Here is a 20,139-nt window from a genome sequence, read left to right as displayed (position 1 = left end):
TTCGGATTTCGGGCTCGGGCTCGAGCGTCGCGGGACGCCAAACGTTTCGGAAATGCTGCGATGTCGCTGCTGGACACCTTCTTCAACGCCGACGTCATGGTCTCCAGCCTGCCGGCGCTGTTGCGCGGCTTCCTGAACACCCTGCTGCTCGGAATCATGAGCATCGGCATCGGTATTCCCGTCGGCCTCGCGATCAGCCTGGTGCGGCTCTATGCGCCAAAGCCGCTTCGGCTGCTGGCTGTCGGCTACATTGACATTTTCCGGGCGATGCCGGTGCTGGTCGTGCTGATCCTGATCTACTATGCGCTGCCGTTCCTCGGCATTCGCCTGTCATCGTGGACGTCCGCGGTGATGGCCTTCGCCATCATCATGGCGGCCTATTCGGCCGAGGTGTTCCGCTCCGGTATAGAGAGTATTCCGCGCGGCCAGTTCGAGGCGGCGCAGGCGCTCGGCCTGCCGTTCTTGCTGACCTTGCGCAAGGTAGTGCTGCCGCAGGCGATCCGCGTCGTCATTCCGCCAATGACCAGCAATTGCGTTTCGATGTTCAAGGATACTTCGCTCGCTTCCACCGTGGCGCTGCCCGAACTGCTGAAGGAAGCGACCAACGCGCAATCGCTCTATGCCAATCCTTCACCGCTGATCGGCGCGGCGCTGGTCTATCTCATCTTTCTCTGGCCGATGGTCCGTCTCGTCAGCCTCCTTGAACGCCGCTTTCAAACCGAAAAGACCCGCTGAATCTGTCAGCGCACTTCGCAGGAGACGACCTTGAACCAGCATCAGATTTCGAAAACCGGCGATGCCGCAGCTTTCCCGGTCGAGACGATCCGCGCCATGTTTCCCGCCTTGCAGCAAGCCGGGGACTTCGTCTTCATGGACAATGCCGCCGGCGCGCAGATCCCGCAAAGCGTGCTCGATGCGGTCACCAACCATTTGGTCGCGCATAATGTGCAGCGCGGCGGCCGCTATGGCCGCAGCGTCACCGTCGACCAAGCCGTCGCCGGCGCTCGCGAAAGCGTGGCCTTGCTGATCAACGCCACCAACCCGGCGGAGATCTGTTTCGGCATGAACGCCACTTCGTTCATCCGCCTGGTCAGCCTCGGCATCGGCCAGATGCTTTCCGAGCGCCCAAACGGGGAGCGTGACGAGATCGTCATCACCGACATGGATCACGACGCCAATATCGCGACGTGGCTGGCGCTGGCGCCCGCCGGCGCCAAGTTCAAATGGTGGCGGATGCGCGACGACGGCAATCTGGATGTCGACGATTTGCGCCCGCTGGTCTCAGAGCGCACCCGGCTCGTCGCCTGCACGGTCACGGCGCATTCGATCGGCTCGATTGTCGACGTTGCTTCCGTGGCTGCGATTGCGCATGCGGCAGGCGCCGAAGTGTTCCTCGACTGCGTGCATTACGGGCCGCACGGGCTGATTGATGTGCAGGCCTGGGATTGCGATTATCTGGTCTGCTCCGGCTACAAGAATTTCTCGCCGCATATGGGCTTCCTGTGGGGCCGCTTCGAAACACTGAAGCGCTTGCCGACCTTCCGCGAGGATTTCATCCCCGACGAGCCGCCCCACAAAATCGAAGCCGGCACGTTCATCTACGAGAACGTCTCCGGCATGGATGCCGCGGTGCGCTACCTCGAATCGATCGGCCGCAATTTCTTGTCCGAGAATAACCGGTCGCGCCGCGACAACATCGTCGCCGGCATGAATGCCATCCGCGACTACGAACAGGTGCTGGCGCGCGAAATGCTGGCGGTGCTCAAAGATTGCGGCGCGACGATCTACGGCGTGGCCGACGAGGCACGCCTCAGCGAGCGCGTGCCGACCTTCTGCTTCAATGTCGGCACGCTGTCGCCGCAGAGGATCGTCGAGGAAATGGCCGAGATGCAGATCGGCATTCGCGACGGCCACATGTATGCGCCGCGCCTGATGAAGCGGCTCAACCTCAGCATGGACAGCGGCGCCGTGCGCGCCTCGCTGGTGCATTACAATACGATCGAGGAAGTCCGGCGCTTCGGCGAGGCGCTGCGCACCATCATCGCCCGGCTGTCCTGATCGGAGTGGGCGGCGGCGCCGGCGCGATCCTCGTGAAGCGCAAAGGCGGTCGCACCCGGGTTCTCCAAGCCGGGGCGCAATTGCATGCTTGGGATCAAGTAATCGCCGCCATTCTGCTGCCGATAACGAATGGGCCGGATTGTCTCGAGCGTTCGCATCCTTTCGCGCAGTCGCTCCGCGACAGGCTCGAAATCCGCCTCCCCGAAACGGTCCACCCTGTAAACCACGAACGGCGGAAGCACGTCGTAGCCCGGATAGTATAGAATCCCGTGATTGATCGGGAACAGCAGGTCGTCGATCGGGCCGTTGACGCCGCGGGCGGAGTAATGCTCTTCCCAGCCGCCTGCGGTCACGATCAGCATTGCGCGCTTGCCGGCGAGCGTTCCCTCACCAAAGCGGTCACCCCACCGCTTGTCGCTGTGCTCGCCAACGCCATAGGCGAAGCCGTAGGCGTACACGCGATCGACCCAGCCCTTGAGGATCGCCGGCATGGCGTACCACCACAGCGGGAACTGGAGGATCAGGGTGTCGGCCCATAGCAGCTTGTCGATCTCGGCTTTGACGTCATCGGTCAGAGTGTTGGTCGCAAAAGCCTTTTTGGAGGCGCCGGCCGGCAGGAAGCGTGCTTCGGGCGGCCACGACGGAAAGTCGGCACGGTCCACCTCGGCTTTCCAGCCGTCGGCATAGAGGTCCGACACCCGCACCTCGTGGCCTTGGGCCTCGAGTTCCCTGATGGCGACGTCGCGCAGCGCGCCGTTGAGCGAACGCGGTTCAGGATGAGCAAAAACAAGCAGGACTTTCATGGGTCTACTCCGAAGAAGGACGATAGACACCAAAGGTAGCCAGCCGCGGAATGATCCGCTATATGTAGGAAATGTATAAGATAATGCCGAATAATGGATAGATCGGACGTCACTCTCGAGCGCATGCGCACCTTCGTTCGCGTCGCCGAGCGCGGCAGCCTCTCGGCGGTGGCGCGCGAGCTCGGAGTTGGGCAGTCGACGGTCACACGGCATTTGCGAGAACTCGAGGAGGCCGTCGGAGTGCCCTTGCTCAGCAGGACCACCCGGCGTGTGACGATGACTGATGAAGGCAGCCGTTACTATACCGACAGCGTCCAGGTCCTGCGCCTCGTTGAGCAGGCCGGCGATGAGGCGCGGGGCACGCGCGGCGCGTCGGCCGGCACGATCCGGATATCCTGCACGGCGGCGCTCGGGGTCTTGCACGTCAGCCGGCTGATCTTCGCCTTTCAGGACCGCCATCCCGATATCGGCATCGATCTTAGCCTGACCGACGAGCGCATCGATCTTGTGCGGGAGGGCGTCGACATTGCGCTTCGCCTGGGTCCGCTCACCGACAGCTCAATGAAACTGCGGGCGCTCGGGCAATCCCGGCGTCTGCTGGTGGCGGCGCCGGCCTATCTGGCGGCGCGGGGCAGACCGGCTGTCCCGCAGGATCTGCCTGGCCATGAAGGCATCCGGATGTCGAACATCGCAGGAAGCGACACACTCGCCCTGCAGGGGCCGGTCGGCAAACGCTTTGCGGTGCCCTTTGGCGGTCGATTTCGCGTCGACCATGGGCTTGCCGCGCGCGAAGCCATTGTCGCCGGACGCGGTATCGCACCCGCCCACCATTGGCTTGTCGACGATCTCCTGGCGGCCGGCCGGCTGGAAGTGGTCCTGCCGGGCTATTTTCCGCCTCCCGTCCCGCTGAGCATGCTGATCGTTCCGGAGCGTGCGGGCATTGCCCGGGTGCGACTGCTGGTCGACTTTCTCGCCGAGCAGATCTCCGGCATTCCGGGGATCGAGAAGCGGTAGCCGGCCGGCAAACCTCGCCGGATCAGGCGGCCTTCTTCTTCGCCAAACGTGCCTTGATGCTGGCAACGTCGGCACGTGGCGTCGCAGCGAACAGCGTCCTGGTGTAGCTGTGTTTGGGGTCGGCGAAGACCTCGTCGCGCGAGCCGTATTCGACCGCTTCGCCGAAATACATTACCATCACGTCGTCGGCGATGTAGCGCACCACCGACAGGTCGTGGCTGATGAAAACATAGGTTAGCTGAAACTCGTCCTGCAGGTCGGCGAGCAGGTTCAGCACCTGCGCCTGCACCGAAAGATCAAGTGCCGAGACCGGCTCGTCCAGCACCAGAAGGCTGGGGTTGAGCATCAGCGCGCGGGCGATGGCGATCCGCTGGCGCTGGCCGCCCGAAAACATATGCGGGTAGCGATTAAAGTGCTCGGGGCCGAGACCGACCTTCTTTAGCATCTTCATGGCAAGATCGCGCCGCTCGTCGGCCGTGCTGTCGGTGTTGATGAGCAGCGGCTCGGCAAGCACGTCGCCGATCTTCTGGCGTGGATTGAGCGAACCATAAGGGTTTTGGAAGACGATCTGGACCTTGCGGCGCATTTCCTTCGACAGGCCGTTCCTGCCGATGTCTACCTTCTTGCCGTCGATGAAAAGCTCGCCGGAGGTCGCCGGGTCGATCAGGGTGATGATGCGGGCGAGTGTTGACTTGCCGCAGCCGCTCTCGCCGACGATGGCCAGCGTCTTGCCCTTGTCGACGCTGAACGAAACACCCTTGACCGCATGAACCGTACGGGAGGGGCGGAAAAGCCCGCCACCGACATGATAGTCGCGCACGATGTTCTTGCCTTCGACTACCGTCACGCTCATGAGGCGGTTCCTCCTGCGGACCGGGCTGCGACTACAGATGGGGCCGGCTCAAACAGCATGTCGGAAACAGTAGGCAACCGGTCGCCGACGGCGTTTTCGGGCAGCGCCGACAAGAGCGCGCGCGTGTAGTTGCTCTTGGGGGACTCGAACAGCGACAGCACGTCGGCCTCTTCCATCTTGCGGCCCTTATACTGGACGATGACACGGTCGGCGGTCTCGGCAACCACCCCCATATTGTGGGTGATCATGATCAGGCCCATGCCATATTTGGCCTGCAGGCCGACCAGCAGATCGAGGATCTGCTTCTGGATGGTGACATCGAGCGCCGTGGTTGGCTCGTCGGCGATCAAAAGCTTGGGATTGCAGGCGATGGCGATGGCGATCATGACGCGCTGACACTGACCACCCGACATCTGGTGCGGGAAGGAGCCCAGCCGTTCCTCGGGGTCGGCGATGCCGACCAACTTCATCAATTCGATGGCACGCGCCCGGCGCTGGGCGCGGTCCATGCCCATATGGAAGCGCAGCACCTCCTCGATCTGGAAGCCGACGGTGAAGCACGGGTTGAGGCTGGCGACCGGCTCCTGGAAGATCATCGAAATGTCCTTGCCGACGATCTTGCGCCGCTCGGATGGGCCGAGCTTGAGCAGGTCGATGCCGTCGAAGGCCATGCGGTCGGCCCTCACCGTCGCGGTGTTGGGCAAAAGCCCCATCACCGCCAGCATCGCCACCGACTTGCCCGAACCGGATTCGCCGACGATCGCCAGCACCTCGCGCGGTTCGACCGACAGGTCGATGCCTTGTACCGCCATGAATGGTCCAGCGGCGGTGTCGAAGGAAACGGTCAGGTTCTTGATCTCGAGAAGAGGCATTGGATTATGACCTCTTCAGCTTGGGATCGAAGGCATCGCGCAAGCCGTCGCCGATCAGATTGATGGCAAGCACAGTGATCAGGATGGCAAGGCCGGGGAAGGTCACCACCCAAGGCGCGCGCAGGATGAACTCGCGCGCCGAGGCGAGCATCGTGCCCCATTCCGGCGTCGGCGGCTGCGCACCGACACCGAGGAAGCCGAGCGCCGCAGCCTCGAGAATAGCGTTGGAGAAGGACAACGTCGCCTGCACGATCAGCGGTGCCAGGCAGTTCGGCAGGATCGTCCTCACCATCAAGCGAAGATGACCGGCACCAGCCACCTTGGCGGAGATGACATATTCGCGGTTCTTTTCGGCCATCACGGCGGCGCGGGTGAGGCGCGCAAAATGCGGCTGCAGCACCAGCGCGATCGCCAGCATGGCATTGAAAAGGCCGGGGCCGAGGATCGCCACCAGCACCAGCGCCAGAAGCAGCGACGGGAAGGCCAGGATGATATCCATGATGCGCATGATCAGAGTGTCGACCCAGCCGCGGAAATAGCCGGCGAGCACGCCAAGCACGATGCCGCTGGTGAGCGAGAAGACAACGACCACCAGACCGATGAACAGCGAGAAACGCGCCCCGAAGATCAACCGTGAAAGCATGTCGCGGCCGACCGCGTCGGTGCCGAGCAGGAACATCGATTTGCCGCCTTCCTGCCAGGCAGGGGGTGCCAGCAGCGCATCGCGAAACTGCTCGTCGGGCGAATGTGGGGCGACGAACGGCGCAAAGATCGCCACCAGCACCAGCGCCGAAAACACGACAAGGCCGATGACCGCGCCGGTGTTCATCGAGAAGTAGTGCCAGAACTCGGCGAAAGCCCGTTGCCTGCCGCCTGTCGGGATGGAGGCGGCGGTAGCTTCGGCGGCGGATTCGTCGGTCATCTCACTGCACCCGGATGCGCGGATTGATGACGGCGTAGAGCACGTCGACGATCAGGTTCACCGCCATGACGATCAGCGCGATGATCAGCAATCCGCTCTGGACGACGACATAGTCGCGCTTGCCGATGGCATCGATCATCCATTTGCCGATGCCCGGCCAGGAAAAAATGGTCTCGGTCAGAATGGCGCCCGCCATCAAGGTGCCGACCTGCAGTCCAATGGTGGTGACTACCGGGATCAGCGCGTTGCGAAAAGCGTGCAGACCGATGACGCGGCGAGGCGCCAGGCCCTTGGCGCGCGCGGTGCGGACATAGTCCTCGCCCAGCACCTCGAGCATCGCCGAGCGCGTCTGGCGCGCTATGACGGCAAGCGGGATCGTCGCCAGCACGATCGACGGCAGGATCAAATGGCTGACGGCAGATTTGAAAGCGCCGCTCCTGCCGGAGATCAGGCTGTCGATAAGCATGAACCCGGTCGTCGGCCTGAAGAAATACTGCAGGCCGATGCGGCCGGAAACCGGCGTCCAGCCGAGATAGCCGGAGAAGAAGATAATGAGCAGCAACCCCCACCAGAAGATCGGCATCGAATAGCCGGTCAGCGCGACACCCATCGTAGCCTGGTCGAACCACGAGCCGCGCTTGACCGCGGCGAAGATACCGGCAGGAATGCCGAGCAGGACGGCGATGATCAACGCCACTGTCGCCAGTTCCAGCGTGGCTGGAAACAGCGCCTGGAATTCGCCGAGCACTGGCCGCTTGGTGGCAATAGATATGCCGAAGTCGCCGGTCAGGACCCTGCCGATATATTCCAGGTATTGGATGACATAGGGCCGGTTGTAGCCAAACTGCTCGATGAGCTGGGCGTAGCGCTCGGGGCTGACGCCGCGCTCGCCCGCCAGGGCCAGGATAGGATCGCCGGGCAGAAGCCGGACGAAAGCAAACGCCGCCAGCGATATGCCGAACACGGTCGGGATGATCAAAGCGAGCTTGTGGAGGAGATAACGGAGCATCTTGCTTCATAGAACGGCGGCGCGGGAAGTCCAGCGCCGCCGTTCAATTTCTCAGAACTTATTCGGTGACGTCGACGCCGTCAAACCGATGAATGCCGAGCGGGTCCATAACGAAGCCCGACACCTTCTTGTTCATCGGCATGAAGACCTTGGAGTGGGCGATGGTCAGCCACGGAGCCTCACGCTTGAACACCACCTGAGCTTCCTCGTAGATCTTGGTGCGCTCGGCGACGTCCGTCGTCGCCTTGCCTTTTTTCAGCAGGGCTTCGAATTCCTGGTTGCACCAGATCGCATAATTGGACTGGCCGATGGCATCGCAACCGAGCAGGAAAAAGAAGTTGTCCGGATCGCCATTGTCACCGGTCCAGCCCAGTTGGAAGGCGCCGTCGCGATCCTTAGCCTTGCCTCGCTGGCGATACTCGGTCCATTCGTAACTGACGATCTCCGCCTTGACGCCGACGGCGGCATAGTCGGCCTGGATCAACTCGGCGACGCGCTGGGCGTTCGGGTTGTAGGGGCGGCTGACCGGCATAGCCCAGATCTTCATCGACAGATCCTTGACGCCTGCATCGGCCAGCATCTTCTTGGCCGCCTCCGGATCATAGGGATCGTCCTTGATGTCCTTGTTATAGGACCACATGGTCGGCGGGATCGGGTTGATGGCCGGCGCGCCGGCGCCCTGATAGACCGCGTCGATGATCGCCTTCTTGTTTACCGCCATGTTGAGGGCCTTGCGGACCTCGACCTTGTCGAAGGGCGGCTGCGTCGTGTTGTAAGCCATGTAGCCGATGTTCAGGCCTTCCTGCTCGTCGACCTTGAGGTTCGCGTCAGCCTGCAGTCCGGCAATGTCGGCCGGCGCCGGATATGACATGATATCGCACTCGCCCGCCTTCAGCTTCTGTGCGCGTACGGCCGGATCGGGCGTGATGGCGAAGATCAGATCGTCGATCTTCTGTCGCCCGCCATAGTAGCCGTCCCATGCTGCATAGCGCACGACCGCATCGACCTGATAGTCGACGAACTGGAACGGACCAGTGCCGACCGGCTTCTGGGTGAACTGCTGCCTGGTGCCGGCCTTGTCGAGTTGGTCGGCATATTCCTTGGAGACGATCGAGGCGAAATCCATGCCGAGGTCCGGCAGGAACGCGACTTCAGGCTTGTTCAGCACGAATTTCACCGTCAGGTCGTCGACCTTGACGATTTCCTTCAGGAGATCGGGAAAGCCCATGCCGGTGAAATATTCCCAGCCGGTGCCTTCCAGATAGCTGTACCACGGGCTTTCTTTCTTCCACTGGCGTTCGAAGGAAAAGATCACGTCGTCGGCGTTGAGGTCGCGCGTCGGCGTGAAATAATCGGTCGTCTGGAATTTCACACCCGGGCGAAGCTTGAAGGTGTATTCGAGACCGTCGTCGGAAACCGTCCAGCTCTCGGCCAGGCCGGGCGAGATGGTGGTCTTGCCATGCTCGAACTCGACCAGGCGCGAATAGATGGTGCGCGACGAGGCGTCGAAGTCGTTGCCGCCGCTCCATGGCGACGGGTCGAAGCCGGCCGGCGAAGCCTCCGAGCAATAGACCAGTTGTTTTGCATTGGCCATGCCGCCGAGGACGCTTGCAGCCAGCAACGCGGCTGCAAAAGTCAGTTTCTTTTTCATTGAGCACTCCCTGATGTTCTTCCAAGCCCCTCTATCAGGCTCGCGAAGGCCGCATATAAGCACCGTTTTTCTAGCTTTGGAACTGCTTGTTTGCCTAACCCACGGGAAGCAGAAAAAAATTCCGACACGCGGCAAATTGTGGAAAAAACGAGCCGAATCCGCAGATCACGACATTATTAGCGACTTCAATTTTTTGTTGATCGGCGATGCCGCCAATTGTGGGAATCGAGCCGTTCGGTTCAAGAGATGCGCATCCGAAAACCGGTCGCGGCCGAGAGGTTTGACGGCAAGTCTTACCGCACTCCAGGTGGCGAGGCTTGCACGGCCGTCGCTTGTGGCAATACATAGATAGGTGGGCAGCGTGCCGGATTTTCCCACGTTCCGGACATTGCGGCAAGCGTGGGATATCGTTGTGATCAGGGCGGTGGTGGCGCGCAAGCATGCCGAAACAATAAGAACGATTGAGGGAGCGACAGGTGGCAAAACCGGCAAAGACAACCAACGCGGCGAAAGCAAAGGCCGAGGCAACATCGAAAGCAGTCAAGTCAAAAGCGGCCGCCGCCAAGCCGACGGCTACCGCGAAGGCAAGCGCGAAGCCGGCGGCGAAGACCACGGCTGGAGCGGCTGCTAAACCGGCAACCGGCAAGACGGCGCCTGCTGCAAAGTCTGCCGCCAAGCCGGCGGCGAAGGCAGTGCCGACAGCGCCACGACTGCCGGCAGGTCCGGCCAAGAGATTACCAAAGGCGATCACGTCGCTGGCCGCCGGCCTGCCGGAAAAACCGTGGCTCAAGAGTTATCCAAAGATCGTGCCGGCCGAGATCGGCGCCCTGCCCTCCAGCTCGATCGGCGACTTTCTCGTCACCGTGTGCAAGCAGTTTGCAAGCCGGCCGGCTTTCGTCTGCATGGGCAAATCGATCACCTATGCCGACCTCGAGCGACAGTCGGCCGCCTTCGGCGCCTATCTGCAATCAACGGGGCTGCAGAAGGGCGCGCGCGTCGCGCTGATGATGCCGAATGTGCTGCAATATCCGGTGGCGATGATGGCAGTGCTTCGCGCCGGCTATGTCGTGGTAAACATCAATCCGCTCTACACGCCGCGCGAGCTGGAGCACCAGCTCAAGGATTCCGGCGCTCAAGCCATTGTCATCCTCGAAAATTTTGCCTGCACCCTGCAAGCGGTGATCGCCAGGACCGCGGTCAAGCATGTCGTGGTCGCCTCGATGGGCGACATGCTCGGCGGGCTCAAGGGAACGATCGTCAACTTCGTTGTACGCCGCGTCAAGAAGATGGTGCCGGCATGGTCGCTGCCCGGCCATGTCAAGTTCAACGCCGCGCTGAAGGCGGGCACAGGCAAGGCCTTTAGGCCCGCAAGGGTCACGGCCGACGACATCGCCTTCCTGCAATACACGGGCGGCACGACCGGCATCTCCAAGGGCGCGATGCTTTTGCACAGCAACATTTTGGCGAACGTCGCGCAGAACGCGCTGTGGGCCGAAGACGCTTTTACCGTCAAGCCGAAGCCGGCGCATCTGAACTTCCTCTGCGCGCTGCCGCTCTATCACATTTTTGCGCTGACGGCGAACGTGCTGGTAGGCATGCAGCAAGGCGCGCAGAATGTCCTCATCCCCAATCCGCGCGACATTCCCGGCTTCGTCAAGGAGCTGCAGAAATACCCGATCCACATCTTTCCGGGCCTCAACACGCTGTTCAATGCGCTGCTCAATAATGAGGATTTTCGCAAGCTCGATTTCAAGCCGCTGATCCTGACGCTGGGTGGCGGCATGCCGGTGCAGAGGGCCATCGCCGAACGCTGGAAAGTGCTGACCGGCTGCCCGATCAGCGAGGCCTACGGGCTCACCGAGACCTCGCCGGGAGCAACGATCAACAAATTCAGCGACGGCGTTTACACCGGCACGATCGGCCTGCCGCTGCCCTCGACCGAGATCGCGATCCGCGACGACGACGGCAACAATTTGCCGCTCGGCGAAGTCGGCGAAATCTGCATCCGCGGACCGCAGGTGATGGCCGGCTACTGGAACCGGCCGGACGAGACCGCCAAGGTGATGACCGAGGACGGCTTCTTCAAATCGGGCGACATGGGCTTCATGGACGAGCTTGGCTACACCAAGATCGTCGACCGCAAGAAGGACATGATCCTGGTTTCCGGCTTCAACGTCTATCCGAACGAACTCGAGGAAGTGGTGGCGCAGCATCCAGGCGTACTCGAAGTTGCCGCGATCGGCGTGCCGGACGAGCATTCGGGTGAAGTGCCGAAGCTGTTCGTCGTCAAGAAGGACCCGGCACTGACCGCCGACATGCTGACGGCTTATTGCCGTGAGAACCTGACCGGCTACAAGCGTCCCAGGTATATTGAGTTCCGCACCGAGCTGCCGAAGACACCGGTCGGCAAGATCCTGCGCCGGGCGTTGCGGGGCTAGGCGCAGCTTGAGCGATTGCATCGCCGGCGCCAACGCCGTGAGCATAGGTTCGCGCCCGGACCCGGCACAGTTCATCCGGGCGAACATGCGGATCGCCCCCGTGCCCACGCTTCCCGAAATTCGGCTTTACACCGCCCATCCGGGAAGCGGGCTCAGGCGGCTTCTCGAATGGAACCAACATGCGACCGAAGAAGACGGACCTGAACCGGAGCCACCGTACTGGGCCTATGTCTGGGCCGGCGGCGCGGTGCTCGCCCGCTACATATTCGACCGGCCGGAGACCGTGGCCGGCCGTCGCGTGCTCGACCTCGGCGCCGGTTCGGGTCTCGTCGGCATTGCAGCGGCAAAAGCCGGGGCAAGCGCGGTCGTCGCGGCCGAGATCGATCGCAACGGTGTGGTTGCGCTCGGCCTCAACGCGACTGCGAACGGCGTCGCTATCATGATCATTGGCGAAGACATCACCAGCGGTCCGCCGCCACCGGTGGATGTCGTGGTGGTCGGCGACCTGTTCTACGCCCATGATCTCGCCGGCCGGGTCGTCCCCTTCCTCGACCGCTGCCTTGCAGCCGGCATCGCCGTGCTGATCGGCGATCCGGGCCGCGCCTATCTGCCCCGCTCGCGGCTTCGCCTGCTGGCCGAATACGAGGTGCCGGATGTCGGCGAAGGCAGGAATGCGGCGATGAAACCGAGCGGCCTGTTCTCGTTCGGACCAGCTAGCTGCGAGTCTAGACTGTCTCGCTGACCCGCGCCGAAAGAAAATCAGGCAGGTCGGCCACCGAATCCAGAATGACGTCGGCTATCTGGGACAGCGATTCACGTGTGCCGGTGCCGGACAGCACGCCGACCGCCAGACCGCAGCCGCCCGCCCGCGCCATTTCAAGATCGTGACGGTTGTCGCCGACCATGGCGATTGCCGAGGGCCTGAGCCCCGTCAGATCAGAGAAGGCAAGGATCGTATCCGGCGCCGGTTTTGGATTGGCCACCGCGTCGTAACCATAGGCGGCGTCGAAAAGCTGCGCGACGCCCAGCGTGACCAGGGTCTTTTCCGCGCCGCTGGTCGAGTCGTTGGTGGCGACACCAAGCCGGTAGGATTTTCTGTGAAGCAGGCCAAGCGTCTCGACCACGCCCGGCAGCGCCACCGCCATTGCCGATCCTTGCGCCGAGGTGATGGCGTTGAAGCGGGCGACGGCAAGCATCTGGTCCTCGTCGGACAGCCGTGGAAACCACAGCTCGACGACGTCCATGTTGGTGCCGGAGGCAAAAATCGAATCCGGCTTGAAGCGCTTGGTGGCGAAGTCGAAGCCCGCCGCCGCAAGCAGCCTGTCTGCTTTCCAGCGATCGCCTTCGGCCGCATCCATCGCCATGAAGTCGGCGATGCCCAGCCATGTCGCGTTGAAATCTACGAGCGTGCCGTCCTTGTCGAACAATATTCCCTTGATGTCCGCCAAGCTTTTCACTCCGGGCCGCGCAAGCGGTGGATGTATTCCACCAGTCCAGCAGTCGAGGCATCCCGCTTTGCGGCGTTCTCCTTGCCTTCAACGACGGGCAGCAGCCCGGTCGCCAGTTCCTTGCCGAGCTCGACGCCCCACTGGTCGAAGGAGTTGATGTTGAACAGCGTGCCTTCGACGAAGACGCGGTGTTCGTAAAGCGCAATCAGCCGTCCGAACGTGTGGGGGTCGAGTTTCCTGTAGAGGATCGTCACTGAGGGGCGGTCGCCGGAGAAGACGCGGTGCGGAGCAATCCTGTCGACATCGGCCGGCTTCATGCCTTTCGCCAGCATCTGCGCTCGGGCTTCCTCAAGCGTGCGGCCCTTCATGAAGGCTTCCGACTGCGCCAGGCAATTGGCAAGCAGAAGGTCGTGGTGATGCTTCAGTTCCGGCTCGTGGCCGACGGCAGCGGCGAGGAATTCGACCGGAATGAAATCGGTGCCCTGATGCAGAAGTTGGAAGAAGGCATGCTGGCCATTGGTGCCGGGCTCGCCCCAGACCAGCGGGCCGGTCGGCGTCGTTACAGCGCCGCCGTCCAGGGTGACGCTCTTGCCGTTCGATTCCATGTCGAGCTGCTGCAGATAGGCCGGCAGCCTGGACAGACGCTGATCGTAGGGGATGACGGCGCGAGCGGGGTATTTGCAGATCACGCGGTGCCACCAGCCAACCAGCCCCATCAGCGCCGGCAGGTTCTTCGCCAGCGGGGCGGTGCGGAAATGCTCGTCCATCTCATGGGCGCCGTCGAGAAAGGCGCGAAAATCCTTCGGGCCGATGGCGATCATCACCGGCAGACCGATCGCACCCCAGACGGAATAGCGCCCGCCGACCCAGTCCCAGAAGCCGAAGACGCGATCGGGCGCGATGCCGAATTTGGCGACCAGGTCGAGCGCCGTCGAGACGGCGGCGAAATGCTTGCCGACCGCTTCCTTGCCGAGCGCCTTCTCGACCCATCTGCGCGCGGTTTCGGCATTGGTCATCGTCTCGACCGTGGTGAAGGTCTTGGAGGCGATGATGAACAGGGTGGTTTCGGCGGAAAGACCCTTCAGCGTGTCGTGGATATGGGCACCGTCGATATTGGATACGTAATGCGCGCGCGGCCCGTCATGATAGGGCGCCAGCGCCAGCGTCGCCATGGCCGGGCCGAGATCGGAGCCGCCGATGCCGATGTTGACGATGTCGGTGATCTTCTTGCCGGTCGCGCCGGCCGCCTTGCCGGAACGCACCGCGTCGGCGAAGGCACCCATCGCGTCGAGTACGGCAAGGACTTCCGCCTTCACGTCCTGGCCGTCGAGCACGATGCCCTTGCCGGTCAGGTTGCGCAGCGCCGTGTGCAGCACGGCGCGGCCTTCAGTGACGTTGATCTTCTTGCCGGCAAACATCGCGTCGCGCCGGCCTTCGAGGTCAGCGGCCTCAGCCAGTTTCTCCAGCAACTCCATAGTCCGCGCATCGACCGCGCATTTCGACCAGTCGAGCAGCAGGTCGCCGTCACTGGCGGAGAATTTCTCGAAGCGCTGCGGATCGGCAGCGAAAGCCTCGCGCATCGAGCCCGATTTGGCCGCACGGTGATCGCGCAATGCGTCGAGCTGCTTTTGAAAGGACGATTGATCCACTGCTTCGCTCCGGTCTCTTGAGATGCATCTTATCAGGCCGGATGTTTCCGGCGCGTGTCGTCGCGGCAAACTATCGGGTCGAATCCCATCTGTTTCAATGCGCAGCGATGCCGCAGCGCAGCGTGGGCCGGCTCAAAGGATCACTGGCATAAATCCCAGCGATCAGAAAAATTGATTGGCGCAACACCTTGTGCCACCGGTACATTCGACTGGTCCAGCCATGTGAAAAAAGCTGGCCATCGAGGAACATCTCCCATGCCACAGCGAAACGACACGGCCATTTGGTCCGGCCTGTTCCGGATTTCGGCGGAATCCGGTCAGACCCTGCAGGCGCAGATCCGCCAGGCGATCGTCGCCGCCATCCTCGACCGGCAGATCGCGGCTTCCATGCCGCTTCCGTCCTGCCGGATTCTTGCCGAAAAACTCGGCGTGGCGCGCGGCACCGTGGTGCTGGCCTTCCAGCAGCTGGTCGACCAGGGCTTCCTGGTGGCGCGCGAGCGCCGCGGCCATTTCGTCAATCCCGAAGTGCTGGCGACGCCGGCCAAGCCGCACCAGAAGGCGCCCGACCAGGCCAACGAGATCGACTGGAAGGCGCGTCGGCAGATCGCGGCGAGCGACATGCCGCCGCCGGCCAAGCACGACAACTGGATCAAGTCGTCATACCCCTTCGTCTATGGCCAATTCGACCCGGCGCTGTTCCCGACCGCCGAATGGCGCGAGTGCAACCGCATGGCGTTGGCGGTGCTCGAAATCCGCAACTGGGCATCCGACATGGTCGACCGCGACGATCCGCTCCTGATCGAGCAGATCCAGGCACGGCTGCTGCCGCGACGCGGCATCTTCGCCAATCCGGACGAGATCATCGTGACGTTGGGCGCGCAGAACGCGCTTTACATGCTGGCGACGCTGTTGATGACCAAGGGCTCCAAGGTGGCGATGGAGGACCCGGGCTATCCCGATGCACGTTCGATCTTCCGGCTGGCCGGCGCCGAGATCCAGCCGGTTCCGGTCGACCACTCCGGCATCGTAACCTCGGCCATTCCCAATAATTCCGGCTTCGTCTTCGTCACGCCCAGCCACCATTGCCCGACCATGGTGCCGCTGTCGGCGGAGCGGCGGCAGGAGCTTTTGGCGCGCGCCAACCGGCACAACCAGATCATCATCGAGGACGGATATGACAGCCAGCTCCTGGACGAGGCGCCGCAGCAGGCGCTGAAGAGCCTCGATCGCTCCGGCCGCGTCGTCTATGTCGGCTCGATGTCGAAGACGCTGGCTCCCGGCCTGAGGCTTGGCTACATCGTCGCCTCGGCCGGGCTGATCTCCGAGCTTCGGGCGCTACGCCGCTTCATGCTGCGCCATCCGCCGGCGAACAACCAGCGCGCCGTGGCGCTCTTCCTGTCGCTCGGCCATCACGAGGCGCTGGTGCGGCGGCTGTCGAGCGCCTTCGACGAGAGGCGCAAGCGTCTGGTCCATGCGATTTCCGCCTTCCTACCGGAGTGGCGCTCGACCGATTCGGCCGGCGGCACGTCGCTCTGGCTCGAGGGGCCGCGCGGCACCGATTCGCGCGGGCTGGCGGAGGCCGCGGCCTCGCGCAGCGTCATCATCGAGCCTGGCGACCGCTTCTTCGACCGCACCGAAAAGCCATCGCGTTTCATGCGCTTGGGCATTTCCTCGATCGCGTTGCAGCACATCGAACCCGGCATCCGCGAACTGGCGACGGCAGCTGGACGCAGGCCGGCAGCGGCCTGATCTCCCTTCCCCGACCGGAGCCTGGCGCATGTGGTGCGGCTCCGGTTCTTTAGCTCCTTGGCATATTCGACGGGACCGGCTGGCACATAGGCTGTGCCAATGCCGGCGGCATAGTCGCTGTGTAGAGGGACGAAGCAGGCCGATGGTGGACCAACCGCCGCGAGTTCCTGCCGATGAAGGTGGAGTGCTTCCATGCCAGTGGCTGTCGAACAGCAGGACACGCCGGCGAACCGTCGTCCACAGCGCTCCGGTCTTCGCGAAACAGGACATGCCATGCGATCAGCTCCTCTGATGGAGGACACCGGACCACGACACCAGGCCATCGAGAGCGGCAGCTACGGGCCGCTGCGCGGGGATGACTGCGAGCGCATCCACGAGGGCGTGCTGACGCTCCTGGAGACGGTGGGTTTCGCCAATGCCATCCCTTCCTGCATAAAGGTGCTGACCAAGGCGGGGGCGGTCCATGGCGACGACGACCGTGTGCGCTTTCCGCGCGCGCTAGTGCTCGACACCATCAAGCGGGCGGCACGACATTTCACACTTCATGGCCAGGACGCCAGGCACGACATGGTGGTCCAGGGCAAGCGCGTGCACTACGGCACGGCAGGTATCGCCGTGCACCTGGTGGATCTGGAGAAGCGCGAGTACCGCGAATCCAAGCTGCAGGACATTTATGATGCTGCCCGCATCGTCGATGGGCTGGACAACATCCATTTCTTCCAGCGGCCGATGGTGGCGCGCGACATCGCCGATCCGCTCGAGATGGATTTCAACACGCTCTATGCCTGTGTGATGGGGACATCGAAGCACGTCGGAACATCCTTCACCGTGCGTGAGAACGTGAAGCCGGCGCTTGAAATGCTGTACGCCATCGCCGGCGGCGAGGAGAATTTCCGCGCCCGGCCATTCGTTTCTAACTCTAACTCATTCGTCGTGCCGCCGATGAAGTTCGCCGAGGATGCCTGCGGCGTGCTCGAGGCTTGCGTTGAAGGCGGCATCCCGATCCTGCTGCTCTCGACCGGCCAGTCCGGCACCACAGCACCTGCGGCGATGGCCGGCGCCGTCGTGCAAGCGGTGGCCGAAGTACTGGCCGGCCTGGTCTATGTCAATGCGCTCAAGCCGGGCCATCCGGCGATCTTCGGCGCCTGGCCGTTCATGTCGGACCTGCGTACCGGCGCCATGGCCGGCGGGTCGGCCGAGCAGTCGGTGGCAACGGCGGCCTGCGCCCAGATGGCGCAATTCTACGATCTGCCCGGCGGCTCGGCCGCTGGCATGACGGATTCGAAACTGCCCGACATTCAATCCGGCTACGAAAAGGGCATCACCAATGTGATGGCCGGCCTCTCCGGCCTCAACCTCGTCTACGAGGCGGCCGGCATGCATGCCTCGCTGCTCGGCTTCTGCCTGGAGAGCCTGGTCATCGACAACGACATGCTCGGTCATTGCCTGGGCTGCGCACGTGGCATCGACGTGACTGACGAGGCCCTGTCGATCGACAGCATCACCGAGGTCTGCCTCAAAGGCCCAGGCCACTATCTCGACAGCGAACAAACGCTCAAGCTGATGCAGACCGATCATCTCTATCCCGCCTTCGCCGATCGTTCCTCACCGAAGGAATGGAACGAAAAAGGCCGACCTGATATATTGCTGCGGGCGATCACCGAGAAGAAACGCATTCTTGCCGAACGATTTCCGCGCCACGTGCCAAAACAGGTCGACGACAGATTGCGTGCCCGCTTCGGCAGCCTGATCCACCTGCCGCGCACGTATATGGGCGGCTGACCGGAGACGAGTTCGTGCAGCCATACAGCCACCACCCAGAGCCAATTCCGGACGGAAAACCGCTTCACAGTTTTCCTGGAATTGCCCCAGGACCAACCATCGGGCAGAACGACAAATGAGTGCGCATCCTATCCTGCAAGCCCACACCGACGGCGACGCGATCGATCGGCTGGTGGCGTCTCACCGGCCCGGCCACGGCCTGGTGCGTGCCTTCTATCATGACCCGGCGATCTTCGAGCGTGACATGGAACGTGTCTTTCGCCGCCACTGGCATTGCCTGGCCCATGCCAGCGTTATCCCGAACCCCGGCGATTTCGAGCTGTTCAAACTGGGCGATGAGGCGGTCATCCTGACGCGCGGCATGGACGGCACCGTGCATGCCATGCTCAATGTCTGCCGCCACCGCGGCGCCGAGGTCTGCACCAAGGAGAAGGGCAACGCGAAGATGTTCGTGTGTCCCTACCACGCCTGGACCTATTCCAATGACGGGTCGTTGCGCGCTGCCCGCCTGATGCCGAAGGATTTCGACCGCACGGCGCACGGGCTGAAGAAGCTTCATGTCCGCGTTGCCTCCGGGCTGGTTTTCATTTCCTTCGCGGAGACGCCGCTCGATTTCGATCCAATCGAACAGTCGCTGCGCACAAGCTGCGGCCAGTATGGCTGGGGCGACGCCAAGGTGGCGTATCGCCAGTCCTATCCGCTCGACGCCAACTGGAAGCTCGCCGTCGAGAACTATGTCGAATGCTACCATTGCGGGCCGGCGCATCCGGAATATTCGCAGACGCATGCGCTGGAAAAGCCGGCCGAGATGATCGAGCAGCTCAACGCGGCGATGGAGCAGCGCACCTGCGCGCTCGGCATCGAGATCGGCAGCGCCAACCGCTGGCAGAACTCGGCGGCCGGTCAGGAAGCAATCCATACCTTCCGCTATGCGCTCTATGATGGCGTTTCGAGCGGCAGCCAGGATGGCTCGCCGGTGGCCCCGCTGATGGGCCGCTTCACCGACTATGACGGTGGCGTCACCTCCATCCATCTCGGCGGCACGACCTTCCTCGTGTGCTATCCCGATCACGGCATGATCTACCGCTTCATCCCGAAAACCGCGGGCACCTGCGAGATGGAGCTGATCTGGCTGGTGCGCGGCGACGCGGTCGAGGGCCAGGACTACGATCTGGAGAAGCTGACCTGGCTGTGGAAGGTCACCACCCAAGAGGACAAGAAGATCATCGAGCACACAGCGCGTGGCGTGCGCTCGCACTATTTCGTGCCGGGGCCGATCGCGCCGATGGAATACAACGAACTGCGCTACATCGGCTGGTATCTTGAGGAGATCAGCCGGGCTTGATCGACTCGGCTGCCGCGGGGGGATCCGGCAGATCTTGCCTGTCGCGTCATTCCGCGCTGAGCCCGTATCGGTCGACGACTTCGGCGTTGATCAGCTTGGCATGCAGCGTCATCAGCACGATCTGTGCGTCGAAGCTGTCGCCGGCCTCAAGTGCCGCCTCGATGCGGCGCTCGGCTTCCAGCGTCCGTTGATGGCCATTGGCTTGCTCGAAGGTTTCGGGACCCGCGATGCAATAGCTGCACAATTGTGCCACCGACGCATAGATGCCCGGCGGCGGCTCGTCGGGCCAGTGATCCTTCATCAGATTGACGATCGTGAGTTTTACCCCCTCCGGCACAAGGGCGGGATGCAGATCGGCGCCGCGCAATGCATCGTCGAGCTGCCTCAAGTCGCCCGAGCGACCGAACATTCCAAGGAAGCCGAGGGAAGAACGCCGTTGCGCCATAATGGTCCAACCGTTCCCAACCAGTTAGGTGGTTCACAAGCGGAATACAAAGGCAGCGGCATCCAAGCGTCGCGTTTAAGTAGATTCAGGCGATGCGCTTC

18 protein-coding genes are annotated in these 20,139 nt (G+C 62.8%); 8 read left to right on the top strand and 10 right to left on the bottom strand.

The genetic code is table 11. From position 1 onward, the window contains the following. Window positions 1-60: 60 nt before the first annotated feature. Window positions 61-735, top strand: coding sequence for an amino acid ABC transporter permease (locus NKH49_RS03530; protein WP_292656040.1), 675 nt, complete (start codon window positions 61-63; stop codon window positions 733-735). Between the two features lie 30 nt (window positions 736-765). Further along, window positions 766-2,058: a cysteine desulfurase-like protein gene (locus NKH49_RS03525; protein ID WP_352925186.1), complete on the top strand. Its 1,293-nt coding sequence runs from the start codon at window positions 766-768 to the stop codon at window positions 2,056-2,058. On the opposite strand, the gene NKH49_RS03520 is transcribed toward NKH49_RS03525, so the two are convergent. After that, window positions 1,989-2,861, bottom strand: a complete 873-nt coding sequence (locus tag NKH49_RS03520) for an NAD(P)H-dependent oxidoreductase (RefSeq protein ID WP_352540503.1) — start codon at window positions 2,859-2,861, stop codon at window positions 1,989-1,991. The genes NKH49_RS03525 and NKH49_RS03520 overlap by 70 nt on opposite strands. A 93-nt stretch (window positions 2,862-2,954) precedes the next feature. Between NKH49_RS03520 and NKH49_RS03515 the strand changes: the two genes are divergently transcribed. Then, window positions 2,955-3,875: a LysR family transcriptional regulator gene (locus NKH49_RS03515; protein WP_352613844.1), complete on the top strand. Its 921-nt coding sequence runs from the start codon at window positions 2,955-2,957 to the stop codon at window positions 3,873-3,875. 22 nt (window positions 3,876-3,897) lie between these two features. Here the strand turns inward: NKH49_RS03515 and NKH49_RS03510 are convergent, their stop codons facing one another. The 6 genes from NKH49_RS03510 to NKH49_RS03485 form a co-directional block, all read right to left on the bottom strand. After that, window positions 3,898-4,728 carry a dipeptide ABC transporter ATP-binding protein gene (locus NKH49_RS03510; RefSeq protein WP_352448539.1) on the bottom strand — a complete coding sequence of 277 codons (831 nt, stop codon included), beginning with the start codon at window positions 4,726-4,728 and terminating at the stop codon, window positions 3,898-3,900. Further along, window positions 4,725-5,600, bottom strand: coding sequence for an ABC transporter ATP-binding protein (locus tag NKH49_RS03505; protein WP_023676824.1), 876 nt, complete (start codon window positions 5,598-5,600; stop codon window positions 4,725-4,727). Before NKH49_RS03505 ends, NKH49_RS03510 begins: the two co-directional genes overlap by 4 nt. A 4-nt stretch (window positions 5,601-5,604) precedes the next feature. Continuing rightward, window positions 5,605-6,522, bottom strand: a complete 918-nt coding sequence (locus tag NKH49_RS03500; protein WP_023676823.1) for an ABC transporter permease subunit — start codon at window positions 6,520-6,522, stop codon at window positions 5,605-5,607. A gap of 1 nt (window position 6,523) precedes the next feature. After that, window positions 6,524-7,531, bottom strand: a complete 1,008-nt coding sequence (locus tag NKH49_RS03495) for an ABC transporter permease subunit (protein WP_023676822.1) — start codon at window positions 7,529-7,531, stop codon at window positions 6,524-6,526. A gap of 58 nt (window positions 7,532-7,589) precedes the next feature. After that, on the bottom strand, window positions 7,590-9,182 hold the full coding sequence (locus tag NKH49_RS03490) for an ABC transporter substrate-binding protein (RefSeq protein WP_352448537.1): 1,593 nt from the start codon (window positions 9,180-9,182) through the stop codon (window positions 7,590-7,592). Window positions 9,183-9,276: 94 nt separating this feature from the next. Then, on the bottom strand, window positions 9,277-9,828 hold the full coding sequence (locus NKH49_RS03485) for a hypothetical protein (protein ID WP_352871231.1): 552 nt from the start codon (window positions 9,826-9,828) through the stop codon (window positions 9,277-9,279). Window positions 9,829-9,874: 46 nt separating this feature from the next. Between NKH49_RS03485 and NKH49_RS03480 the strand changes: the two genes are divergently transcribed. Then, window positions 9,875-11,620 carry a long-chain fatty acid--CoA ligase gene (locus NKH49_RS03480; protein ID WP_352613842.1) on the top strand — a complete coding sequence of 582 codons (1,746 nt, stop codon included), beginning with the start codon at window positions 9,875-9,877 and terminating at the stop codon, window positions 11,618-11,620. Window positions 11,621-11,705: 85 nt separating this feature from the next. After that, window positions 11,706-12,362, top strand: coding sequence for a class I SAM-dependent methyltransferase (locus tag NKH49_RS03475; RefSeq protein WP_352613956.1), 657 nt, complete (start codon window positions 11,706-11,708; stop codon window positions 12,360-12,362). On the opposite strand, the gene NKH49_RS03470 is transcribed toward NKH49_RS03475, so the two are convergent. Both NKH49_RS03470 and pgi read right to left on the bottom strand, forming a co-directional pair. Beyond that, a complete protein-coding gene (locus NKH49_RS03470; protein WP_352448533.1) occupies window positions 12,346-13,068 on the bottom strand; it encodes an HAD family hydrolase in 723 nt (240 codons plus the stop codon). The two genes, NKH49_RS03475 and NKH49_RS03470, sit on opposite strands and share 17 nt — an antisense overlap. A gap of 5 nt (window positions 13,069-13,073) precedes the next feature. Next, window positions 13,074-14,717, bottom strand: coding sequence for a glucose-6-phosphate isomerase (gene pgi, locus NKH49_RS03465; protein ID WP_352613841.1), 1,644 nt, complete (start codon window positions 14,715-14,717; stop codon window positions 13,074-13,076). A 255-nt stretch (window positions 14,718-14,972) separates the two neighbouring features. Between pgi and pdxR the strand changes: the two genes are divergently transcribed. From pdxR to NKH49_RS03450, 3 genes are all read left to right on the top strand, one after another. Then, window positions 14,973-16,466 (top strand): MocR-like pyridoxine biosynthesis transcription factor PdxR, encoded by a 1,494-nt coding sequence (gene pdxR / locus NKH49_RS03460; protein WP_352925184.1) that lies wholly within the window; start codon window positions 14,973-14,975, stop codon window positions 16,464-16,466. Window positions 16,467-16,658: 192 nt separating this feature from the next. After that, the gene (locus NKH49_RS03455) at window positions 16,659-18,248 is read left to right on the top strand and encodes a trimethylamine methyltransferase family protein (RefSeq protein WP_352540460.1); all 1,590 of its coding nucleotides are present in this window, start codon (window positions 16,659-16,661) and stop codon (window positions 18,246-18,248) included. Between the two features lie 115 nt (window positions 18,249-18,363). Then, window positions 18,364-19,593: an aromatic ring-hydroxylating oxygenase subunit alpha gene (locus tag NKH49_RS03450; protein ID WP_352540459.1), complete on the top strand. Its 1,230-nt coding sequence runs from the start codon at window positions 18,364-18,366 to the stop codon at window positions 19,591-19,593. 46 nt (window positions 19,594-19,639) lie between these two features. Here the strand turns inward: NKH49_RS03450 and NKH49_RS03445 are convergent, their stop codons facing one another. Continuing rightward, window positions 19,640-20,038: a hypothetical protein gene (locus tag NKH49_RS03445; protein WP_352469996.1), complete on the bottom strand. Its 399-nt coding sequence runs from the start codon at window positions 20,036-20,038 to the stop codon at window positions 19,640-19,642. Between the last annotated feature and the right edge of the window lie 101 nt (window positions 20,039-20,139).

It is taken from the genome of Mesorhizobium sp. M1088 (assembly GCF_040318575.1).
In the GTDB taxonomy this organism is placed as follows: domain Bacteria; phylum Pseudomonadota; class Alphaproteobacteria; order Rhizobiales; family Rhizobiaceae; genus Mesorhizobium.
The sequence above is the reverse complement of the archived record's forward strand: the minus strand, read 5'-3'. Positions and strand labels throughout refer to the sequence as shown.